This window comes from Arcicella gelida (assembly GCF_034931025.1).
Lineage (GTDB): Bacteria > Bacteroidota > Bacteroidia > Cytophagales > Spirosomataceae > Arcicella > Arcicella gelida.
Genome location: NZ_JAYGIL010000010.1, coordinates 183,475 through 194,424, shown reverse-complemented (window position 1 = coordinate 194,424; position 10,950 = coordinate 183,475). Strand labels below are relative to the sequence as shown.

The window sequence follows — 10,950 nt, the reverse complement described above, 5'->3', positions numbered from 1 at the left end:
CTTATCTAAGTTTACTAACAGATGCTTATTCAAATAAAGTAGTGGGCTTTCAGGTAGGAGAAAGTTTAGAAGTAAAACATTGTTTGCTAGCATTACAAATGGCAATTGATAGAGAGCGTGCATACATTAATAAAAACTTAATTCATCATTCTGACAGGGGTATTCAATATGGTTGTTCTGATTATACAACATTACTTGAAGAGAATAACATTGCTATAAGTATGACAACAAATTCTGACCCATTAGAAAAGCGAAACGTCGCACCGCCCTATTGCAGAACGAATAAATGGTATTATTAAGGATGAATATCTTTATCCTTTAAAGTGTTGCAAAAACTTAGCAGATGTGAAAATGAAATTACCTCGAATCATTGAATTGTACAATAATCAAAGACCTCACATGAGTATAGGGATGAATACACCTAATGATATTCATTCAGGGATAGGATATAAGAAAAGACTATGGAAAACATACACAGAAATACAAAATCAGAAAAGAAGTCAAGGTCAAAAATGACTGTCAACTTATTTTAGGACAAGACACTCTACACCAAGGCAATCCCCAAAACACTTCGTCATTTTGGATACAAACTAACTCAATTTGGCAACTTTTCTCATTTGATTATTACCGTATTTTGCATCACAAAATTAAACATACTGTAATGAAAAAAACGATATTGATTACTGGTGCATCAGCAGGATTGGGTAAAGCCACAGCAAAACTATTCCAAAGAAACGGATGGAGTGTAATAGCAACTATGAGAAACCCTGAAAAGGAAACAGAGCTAATACAATTGGAAAATATTACCCTATTTGCATTAGATGTTACCAATTTGGAGCAGATTAACGACACCGTTAAATTAATTACATCGCAATTTAATATTGATGTGGTTTTTAATAATGCAGGGTATGGCTTGGCGGGTCCATTGGAATATTCGACTGATGACCAGATAGTTCAACAAATTGAAACCAATCTCACAAGCGTAATTAGGGTAACGAAAGCTTTTATACCATATTTCAGAGCAAAAAGAGATGGGTTATTTATTACAACAACATCGATTTTTGGGTTTTCAACTGGCCCACTTGGCAGTATTTACAATACCACTAAATGGGCTTTAGAAGGTTTTAGTGAAAGTATATCTTACGAGTTAGCTTTACATAACATTGGTATAAAAACCGTTGCACCTGGTGGTATAAAGAGTAACTTTGTTAATTCGGCTCAATTCGTATTTGGAGAAGAATATCAACCATTAAATGCCAGTATGTCAAAGCTCATTGAAAATGGAGAATTGTTTGTATTCAATGAAGTGGATGAAATTGCTTTGGTTGTGTATGAAGCCGCCACCGATGGTAAAGACCAATTAAGATATTTGGCGGGGAAAGACGCAATAAACACTTTTCAGAAAAGAAATGAAATAGGAGCGGAAAATTTCAGAATTGGACTAAAACAGCAACTTAATCTTTCTATCTAAAAACTTGAAGATAAAATTTAAACAGTAAAAATGAAACAAATCGACAGTGTTGTAAAATTTGATTCACTTTCTGAATTAAATAATATATTGGGCTTGCCTAAACCCTTACATCCATTAGTTAGTATGGTTAATTATGCTGACATGAAGACACCGTTCGACGAGCAACCAAAGGCCTTTCTGTTAAATTTTTACAAAATATCTTACAAATTAAATTTCCAAGGGAAAATAGGCTATGGTCAAAACTATTATGATTTCAATGAAGGTAGAATGGCTTTTGTCGCACCTAATCAGGTATTAGAAAGAGGGGAAATAGATAGAGACCTTTCGGGATATACATTGTTATTTCACCCTGACCTTATCTTAAATTATCCCTTGGCTTCAAAAATTAAGAATTATTCTTTTTTTTCTTATGCAGCAAATGAGGCTCTGTACTTATCAGAAAAAGAAAAACAGATTGTTTTTCGAATTTTCGACCATATTAGGGAAGAATTAAACGGGCCAATAGATGATAGCACTCAAGACGTATTAGTTTCTTACATAGAAGTATTACTCAATTACAGTAATCGTTTTTATAAAAGACAATTCATTACCAGAAAAGTAGTAAATAACAATTTACTAACAAAAATGGAGCGTATTTTGAATACTTACTTTGAAGAAAAAGAAACAGTTAAAAATGGGCTTCCGACTGTTGAGTACATAGCCGAAAAATTAAATGTATCACCACGGTATTTAAGTGATATGTTACGTTCATTGACAGGCCAAAGTACTCAGCAACATATTCATAATAAATTAATTGAAGTAGCAAAAGAGTATTTAGCTTTAGCAGAGCTATCTGTTTCTGAAATTGCTTTTCAATTGGGATTCGAGCATTCTCAATCTTTCAGCAAATTATTTAAGAAAAGAACCAACATGACACCTTTAGAATTTAAACAATCATTCAATTAAAATGGACATTAAATCATTTATACAAGATTGGCTTATGGTGAGCAATGCCTTCGACACAAAAAACTATTTAGAAAAATGGGATAAAGAAGCTGTACTTGACGACCCATCAGTAGGTCAAGTTTTCAAAGGGCATTCGGGTATTAAAAAGTATTTTGAAAGCTATTTCATTGGTTATAATACACAAACACGACTTATTAATTTGGATATCATTGCCGACAATGAAGCTCATATTGAAGTGGAGTTTACGGGCGAATTCTCTGGCAACAAAATCGGTGGTATATTTGACTTCACATTTAAAGAAGGTAAGATTGCAAAAGCAAAAGCCGACTTGATATAGAACCGTATCCAACTGCTGTAGCGTCCCACAAAAACAATTGTTGTACAAAAGTCAAACAACCATTTAGCTCTATACTTGAAAGTAAATGGTGTTTTTAATATGCTAATAATCAATAAATTAAAAAGATGTTGTGAAAGGTTGTTTCCTACGACTCAAAATGCTAAAGAGTAGCCCGCTCACATAATGTATCAGGGATAAATATTCCTTTTGCCTTGCAGAATCAATAAGTCCTTTAGAGCGTGAGGCTCTTCCTTTTTTTTAGGTCTTAGAATTAATAATTGTTTTTCTACTGCATTTCTACTATATATTTGTACAGGTATTTTTTCACAGATTGATGTTAGACCTAATCCTTCTAGCCGCTGTACAAACATCAACGATAGCATAAAATGATAGCAGTTTTAAGGAATCATATTACAAACAGACTTGGAAATGACCTTGATAATTTGGACAAAGTACTGACAGCTTTTAAACATATTTCAACCAAGCGAAATGTACAACTTTTACGGCAAGGCGATACTTGTAAATATGTTTACTTCGTCGCCAAAGGTTGTTTGCAAGTATATATTTACGACAAAGACTTTAACGAAACTACAAGAGATATAGTAATTGAAGATAATTGGTGTTCAGAACTTTTGAGTTTTGGGACTGGTAATCCTGCCACAGAAAACATAAGGACAGTTGAACCTTGTGAACTTTTCGCCATTGACAGGCAATCTTTTCAAACAATGATGGAAACCGTTCCGCAGTTTGATAAAGTGTATAAACAAATCCTTGAAGCATCTTATGCCAACTCCGTTTATCGTATCAACACTTTTGTTTCATTATCAGCATTGGATAGAATTAAGTGGTTAATGGAATACCGACCATTGCTTATGACACGACTATCCAGCAAACTCATCGCATCTTATTTAGGCATCAACAAAGATGTTTTTAGCCGACTAAAAGCCCAACTCTGAAATTATAGACTTTTGTCATTATTCACGGAAATTTAATTGTTGAATTTTGCCTCATCATTCACAATTTAAATTTCAACCAATGACAGAGTATTTATTATTATTTCGCAATGCAAGTACCGAAAATGGCTACTTAGCAAGCTCAGAAGATATGGCTGAAGATATGCCCAAGTGGCAATCGTGGATTGGGAATATCGCAATGCAAGGTAAATTGGTGCATACTGCACCAGTTCGCTATGACGCAACAATTGTAAATAACGATGGCGTACTTGTTGGTCCACACAAAGAAATAGACAGCGTTTTAGTTTCGGGTTTTCTCATCTGCAAATCCGACAATTTGGAAGATGTTCAAGAATGGAGTAAGACTTGCCCAATTCTAAAATATCCAAACAGTTCGGTAGAAATCAGACCACTTATTCCATTTCCAACAAACTAAATAGTACGATAATGGACAAAATATTGAACTCAGGGAAATATATATTCCCGCTTTCGTTTTTGCTTTATGTTGGCTTGCACCTTGGCAAACCTGAGGTTGGGGCTTCTTTCGTTCCAGATTATATTCCGTTTCCCTATTTTTGGAACTACTTCACCTTGGTTTGTATCCTGCTATTTATAGTTGCTGCTGTAATTGGTAAATACGACAAATTGGCGTATTCCTTCATGGCATTATATGTAATGCTGATGGCTGTTTTGGTTCACTTACCACGTGCAATGGGACATGAATTAGGAACATCAACTATGACTGCCGACCTAATGAGAGAAAAAGAATTAGAAATGGTAAACTTTTTCCGAAACATTATGGTAACAGGTGCATTGTTGGCATTTGCGAAATTTGTAGCCAAAGACAAAAGAATAATAGGTTAATTTAAAAAGTATTTTATTCAAAAGTCGGGACAAATGATGTTCCGACTTTTGAAAATCTTCCCATAAAACAATAGGAGAGGTCTTGCTTTGATTTATAATTCCGAATATTCCCATATAGGATAATATTTTCTATACTACATGAATCAGAAAATTTAATGGTTGGGTAGGAGCGTAGGTGGAGATAAAAGTCACTTATTTTCTTCTTTTTAATATTGTATTGCTGGTAGCTTCATTTTTTACACACTTCAATTCAACAGCATCTACATCTGTCGTTAAGATAAGTGGTTTGAAATGTAATCAGTTTTGAGTACTGTCAATTTTATACTTCATGTTATTTTTGAATATCGTCATAATTCAAATCTAAGATCAATGTGCAACAGAAATTTCTTTTTAAACCAAATACTTGCTTTCAAAACCAACCATTCTGAATGGCTAATCAGCAACTTGATACACCTATTTTAAAAACCTATCTAACTGTACCTTAAATAGTTTCCCAATAGGCACTGTGTAGTTTTCAAGAAATATCTGATTCCCCTCTATGCGTTTGATGTGCTTCTGTGCTACTATAAATGACCGATGTACTTGAATAAAACTATCAATAGGCATGAGTTCTATGATGGATGCTAATTTTCCACGAGTAGTAATGATTTCTTCTTTTAGGACAATTTTGATATAGTTACCCGAAGACTCTACAAACAAAATATCATCCATCACAATTTGAATGTACTTGTTGTCTGAACGTAGAAAAAATCTTCCCTGCTTTGGCTCACTTACGGTATTTTGATTGTTAGATGTTATTTTGGGAGTATCTGTACGTACCTTGTTGACCGCTTTCAAAAAACGCTCGAATGAAAAAGGTTTAAGGATGTAATCAACAATGTTTAATTCGTAACCCTCTAAGGCATGTTCTTTGTAAGCAGTTGTAACAATTACTTTTGGTGCATGAGACAGTGTTTTTAGAAATTCAAATCCCTTCAGTTTAGGCATATTCAAATCCAGAAAAATCAAATCTACCTCGTTATGAGTAAGGTATTCTATGGCTTCAATCGCATCGTAGCAGTGCTGCATTAATTGCATATTGGGCAACAGCGAGCAATACTTTTTGATGATGTCGTGTGCCACCGATTCATCATCTACTATCATGTATTTAATACTCATAAAGTAAGTTTTAATCGAATTTTATAAATATCTGCATGATTAGAAGATATTTCTAATTCATGTTTGTTCAAATAAACTAATTCCAGTCGTTTTTTCAAATTGTTAAGACCAATACCATGCGTCTCAACTTGCTCCTCAACATCAAAATTATTTTCAATCTCAAAATCTATAATTTGCGATGTAGCCTTTAAACGAATGTAAACAAATGCATCTTTTCTAAGTTTTTCTACACCATGTTTAAAAGCATTTTCAACCATAATAATCAATAATAAAGGCATGATTTTAACATGCTTATCTGCTACATCTACTTCAAAGCGAACGGTAATTTCTTTGTGGTATCGCATTTTATGCAAATCCATGTAGTTTTCAAGATAAGTAATTTCATCCGCTAAGGTAACCCAATCATTTTGTCCTTCATAAATACTATAGCGCATCATGTCAGATAATTTAAGGATTAATTGCTGTGCTTTAGCGGTGTCTTTTTCTACCAATCCATACAAATTATTCAAGGTATTGAAAAAAAAATGTGGATTCACCTGACTCTTCAAGTGCATTAATTCAGCTTGTGTTTTATCTTTTTTGAGTCGAAGGATGAGTTTAATCTGAATGATTAGCCAGCGTATCATCCAGACAATCATCGAAATGAAAAATAGTAGAATAAAAATGTGATAATCTTCTTCTTTTCCAAAAAAATCGTTAAAAACCACCAGTAACAAGGTGGTCACGATGAAGAAGTAAGGCACTAGCCTTTTAAGGAATTGTTTATTGAATAGTTTTTGCCATAAAGTCATCCTACAAAACTACATAAAAATTCAAGCCCTAGAGCTTACTTGTTACAGATATATCAGTAGGTGTGATGAACATACTGTTTACGGTTATCAAGTGCTTTTGCCACGCAGCACCAGCAATCCGTACCTATCTACAGTACACCTGTCCCAGTTCTTTTTATTGCCATTCCATTCATTTTAATATTGAGTCAAAATTAATTAATCATGGAAAATCTGATAATAACTGACCTTTCTAAAACATACAACAATGGGGTAAAAGCACTCCATAAAGTCTCATTACAAATCCCTGTAGGTATGTTTGGCTTACTTGGTCCTAATGGTGCTGGTAAATCAACGCTCATGCGTACAATAGCAACCTTGCAGGAAGCAGATTCTGGAAGTATTCAATTGGGGAATCTCAATATTTTAGAAAACAAGAACGAATTGAAAAAAGTACTGGGTTACCTACCTCAACAATTTGGTGTATATCCAGCACTATCTGCCGAAATGCTATTGAATCATCTTGCGGTGCTAAAAGGGATTATAAACCGAAAAGAGCGTAAAGAAATGATACAGAATCTTTTGGATAAGGTAAACCTGTATGAAGTTCGAAAGCAAAAACTGGGTGAGTTTTCTGGCGGAATGAAGCAACGCTTTGGCATTGCTCAGGCATTGTTGAACAACCCTAAATTGCTGATAGTTGATGAGCCAACAGCTGGTTTAGACCCAGTGGAACGCAACCGTTTCTATAATCTATTAAGCCAAGTGAGCGAGCATACCATCGTAATTCTTTCTACACATATCGTAGATGATGTGAAAGAATTATGTCCAAGGATGGCAATCATCAACAAAGGAAAGGTGATTATTCAAGGAAACCCCTCTCAAATCATTGAAACCCTTCAAGGACGGGTGTATGAAAAGACGATACAAAAAAATGAATTGGAACAATACAAAAACGAATATCAGGTCATCAGCGACCGCCTGTATTTAGGAAACCAAATTGTTCATGTAATCAGTGACATACACCCAGGCTCAACATTTAAACTTATTGAAGCCAACCTAGAAGATGTTTATATGTCTCAAATTTTCAACAGCTAATATTAACGCACTATGCTATACGAATTCTTTATATTTGAAATAAAATACCGATTAAGGCGACCTGAAACCTATTTCTTTTTTCTGCTGCTATTTTTGTTCTCAGCAGTTGGTGTAGAATTTGTCTTTCAGGGTATAGATTTAGGATTAGTGAAGAAGAATTCTCCACTGGTAATTGCTAAAACCATGGGAGCAATTACAGGTTTGTCAATGATTATTGCCTCGATGATTATGGGCGTTCCTGTACTACGTGATTTTCAGTATGATGTTACTTCACTTATTTATGTTAATCCTATTTCTAAAAAGAATTATCTATTGGGTCGATTCTTGGGGTCACTTGTTGTACTACTTTTTATTTTTAGTGGCTTGCTTTGGGGTATGATGTTAGGCGAATTTATTCCATGGAATAATCCAAACGAATTTTTGCCTTTTCAATTTATCAATTATCTACAACCCTTTATTTGGGTGGTTTTACCTACCTTATTTTTTGGGGCTGCTGTATTTTTTACCACCGGAGCACTCAGCAAAAATTTAATGGTCGTATATACTCAAGGGGTAGTCATTTTTGTGTTGTTTATGATTACCAAAGGCATTACGAATGAAACATTTCAAGCCTTACTAGATCCCTTTTCGCTTACCACATTAACTAAAGCAACTAAAGGCTGGACGGTAATGGATAGAAACTCTCTGCTGATTCCTATGTCGGGCATTATGTTACTTAACAAACTCTTCTGGATAGGCTTGGGTATTTTGGCATTATCGTTTGGTTATATCAAGTTTCAATTGATGGTCATCAATGAAAGGGCTGTCAATAAAAAGCAAAAACAAAAAGTGAAACCCTTAGTAATTACTTTCACAAAGAGCCTACCTACGGTTACACCTGTCTTTCATATCAAGGCTCAGTTCGTTCAGCTATTGCTTAATGCTTGGTTTCATAGTCTGTCGATTCTCAAACTCATTTCCTTTTGGGCAATTATTCTGTGTTGTTTCATTGTTATTCTTGTCAATTCGGTGAGCTTAGGCACATCGTATGGAGTAGATAGTTACCCAACTACGTATTTCATTATCGAAGAATTGCGAGAGATGTCTATTTACTTCTTCATGATTATTTTAGTCTTTTATTCAGGCGAAATTATATGGAAGGAAAAGGACGTAAAGCTTAACCTCATTCATGATGCCACGCCGCTCTCTAGTTTTGTTAATATGAGTAGTCGATTCTTGGGATTACTGTTTGTTTATGCCATTGTCATGCTTTCACTCATTGTTGCAGGTGTCCTGTTTCAAACATTGAACGGCTACTATCGCTACGAATTGGATGTCTATTTCTTCGGATTTTTTTTAGAACTATTTCCATTTTTGGCACTTTATACCTTTGCAGCCATGTTCTTTCAGGCACTTACTGGCAACAAGTTTGTAGGGATGCTCGCAACCATTGCATTCGCTATCATCAACGTAGCCGTTGGTGTATTTGGTTTTGAACATACCTTACTTAATTTTGGTGGACATTCGCTTGCCTCTTACTCGGATATGAATGGGTATGGACACTTTCTGAACGCCTATCTTTGGGTAAAAATCTACTGGGTATTGTTTGGTTTGCTACTCTTGATTTTTGCCAGTGTTTTGATGGTAAAAGGAACAGAAACAGGCTTGAGTAAACGTTGGACAAGCGGACTAAAACAAACAGGGAAATCCTTGAGGATTTTCTGTTTACTTTGCCTGATGCTCTTCATCAGTATAGGAGCTTATATTTTTTACAATACCAATGTGCTAAATGAATTCTGGACGAAGGGTGAGCAAGATAATTTTAGAGCTGGTTACGAAAAGACGTTGAAACAGTTTGAATATATTCCACAGCCTAAAATTACAGCTATAAAACTAAAAGTTGAGCTGTTCCCATCACAAAGAGCCTATCATATTATAGGTTATTATATTGTTACCAATACTTCGCCATTACCCATTCGGGAAATTCACGTGCAAAAACTAATGGAGTCGAACGTGGAACTGACGGATGTAACTTTTGACCGTTCTGTAACAACAAACAATAAGTATAAAAAATATCATTATACCATTTACCAATTGAGCCAACCATTAGCTCCAGGTGATACAATGAAAATGAATTTTAAACAAACCTTAGAACCAAGGGGTTTTGAAACTAATAATGCTGATATAGATGTGGTGTATAACGGTACTTTTTTTGACAATGCGGTGCTACCGAGTTTTGATTATCAGAAAAAATATGAAATGCAGGACGAGGACAATCGGAATGATTTTGAGCTGGCTCCAAGACTACAAAAAGCCAAACGTGATGATGTAAGAGAATTGGTAAATGCACGCAGCGGAAGTGATTCGGATGGCATCAACTTAGATATTGTAATCAGTACAGAATCGCCACAAACAGCCCTCACTTCTGGCGATTTAGTGGCTAAATGGAATGCAGATGGTCGCAATTATTTTCATTACAAAACCAATCAACGAATTATCAATTTTTATCCGATTGTGTCGGGACAGTATGAAGTAATGAGAGACAGCTCTATCCCATTAGGCAATACTTCAAATAAGCCTGTTGATTTAGAAATTTATTATCAAAAAGGACATGAGTACAACCTGAAACGAATGATGGAATCCATGAAAATGTCCTTAGATTATTACAGCAAACATTTCAGTCCTTATCAATACAAGCAACTCCGTATTGTAGAGTTCCCAAGGTATCGAACATTTGCCCAATCTTTGCCGGGAATTATTCCGTTTTCTGAAGCTATCGGTTTTGTAATGGATATTGATGATGAAAAAGATGTGGACATGGCATTTTATGTTACTGCCCACGAAGTGGCTCACCAATGGTGGGGTTTACAACTGGAAGCGGCAAACGTACAAGGACAAAATATGATTTTGGAAACACTGGCACAGTATTCAGCCATTATGGTGCTTAAAGAAAAATATCTTAATAATAAAGTTCAGCAATTTTTGAAGTTTCAATTGGATGAATACACAGAAGCTAACTTAAAGTCTAGCAAGAAGGAATTACCACTAGCGTTGGTTGAAAATGAAGAACACATTTATTACAACAAAGGAGCAATTGCGATGTATGAATTACAGAAACAAATTGGAGAAAAAAATGTAAACGAAGCATTACAGCATTTCTTGAACGATTGGCACTCTTTCAATAATCCGAAAAAGCCAAATCGCTACGCCACCACGCTGAATTTGATTCAGTATTTTCGAGAAGTAGCTCCGAATTCTAAGAAACATGTTATAACAGATTTGTTTGAACATGTGAATAGCATTGAGTAAAGAAAAGCAATATCGGTTTCTTATTGCGTATATAAAGACAAACAAAGCTACTTCAAGACAGTGGCTTTG

Annotated in this window: 12 protein-coding genes; 10 read left to right on the top strand and 2 right to left on the bottom strand. The window is 35.0% G+C overall.

All coding sequences use genetic code 11. The annotated features are described in order from the left end of the window. From VB776_RS10450 to VB776_RS10420, 8 genes are all read left to right on the top strand, one after another. Positions 1–299 (top strand): DDE-type integrase/transposase/recombinase (locus VB776_RS10450; RefSeq protein ID WP_323328739.1); only part of this gene is annotated, 299 nt, incomplete at its 5' end. Then, complete coding sequence (locus VB776_RS24570; protein WP_407653816.1) at positions 271–516, top strand: integrase core domain-containing protein; 246 nt, start codon at positions 271–273, stop codon at positions 514–516. The genes VB776_RS10450 and VB776_RS24570, both read left to right, overlap by 29 nt. 145 nt (positions 517–661) lie before the next feature. Further along, the gene (locus VB776_RS10445) at positions 662–1,471 is read left to right on the top strand and encodes an SDR family oxidoreductase (RefSeq protein ID WP_323328738.1); all 810 of its coding nucleotides are present in this window, start codon (positions 662–664) and stop codon (positions 1,469–1,471) included. Between the two features lie 30 nt (positions 1,472–1,501). Next, complete coding sequence (locus VB776_RS10440) at positions 1,502–2,416, top strand: helix-turn-helix domain-containing protein (RefSeq protein WP_323328736.1); 915 nt, start codon at positions 1,502–1,504, stop codon at positions 2,414–2,416. A 1-nt stretch (position 2,417) separates the two neighbouring features. After that, the gene (locus tag VB776_RS10435; protein WP_323328733.1) at positions 2,418–2,753 is read left to right on the top strand and encodes a nuclear transport factor 2 family protein; all 336 of its coding nucleotides are present in this window, start codon (positions 2,418–2,420) and stop codon (positions 2,751–2,753) included. Between the two features lie 386 nt (positions 2,754–3,139). Further along, positions 3,140–3,709, top strand: coding sequence for a Crp/Fnr family transcriptional regulator (locus tag VB776_RS10430; RefSeq protein ID WP_323328731.1), 570 nt, complete (start codon positions 3,140–3,142; stop codon positions 3,707–3,709). Positions 3,710–3,788: 79 nt separating this feature from the next. After that, positions 3,789–4,142 carry a YciI family protein gene (locus VB776_RS10425; RefSeq protein WP_323328729.1) on the top strand — a complete coding sequence of 118 codons (354 nt, stop codon included), beginning with the start codon at positions 3,789–3,791 and terminating at the stop codon, positions 4,140–4,142. An 11-nt stretch (positions 4,143–4,153) separates the two neighbouring features. Next, on the top strand, positions 4,154–4,570 hold the full coding sequence (locus VB776_RS10420) for a hypothetical protein (RefSeq protein ID WP_323328727.1): 417 nt from the start codon (positions 4,154–4,156) through the stop codon (positions 4,568–4,570). Between the two features lie 453 nt (positions 4,571–5,023). Here the strand turns inward: VB776_RS10420 and VB776_RS10415 are convergent, their stop codons facing one another. Next, on the bottom strand, positions 5,024–5,728 hold the full coding sequence (locus VB776_RS10415; protein ID WP_323328725.1) for a LytR/AlgR family response regulator transcription factor: 705 nt from the start codon (positions 5,726–5,728) through the stop codon (positions 5,024–5,026). Continuing rightward, positions 5,725–6,354 (bottom strand): sensor histidine kinase, encoded by a 630-nt coding sequence (locus VB776_RS10410; protein WP_323328723.1) that lies wholly within the window; start codon positions 6,352–6,354, stop codon positions 5,725–5,727. The genes VB776_RS10415 and VB776_RS10410 overlap by 4 nt, the downstream gene beginning before the upstream one ends. Positions 6,355–6,720: 366 nt before the next feature. Between VB776_RS10410 and VB776_RS10405 the strand changes: the two genes are divergently transcribed. Further along, a complete protein-coding gene (locus VB776_RS10405) occupies positions 6,721–7,593 on the top strand; it encodes an ABC transporter ATP-binding protein (RefSeq protein ID WP_323328721.1) in 873 nt (290 codons plus the stop codon). Positions 7,594–7,605: 12 nt separating this feature from the next. Continuing rightward, entirely contained in the window at positions 7,606–10,881 is a 3,276-nt protein-coding gene (locus VB776_RS10400) for an ABC transporter permease/M1 family aminopeptidase (RefSeq protein WP_323328719.1), read from the top strand. Positions 10,882–10,950: the final 69 nt, after the last annotated feature.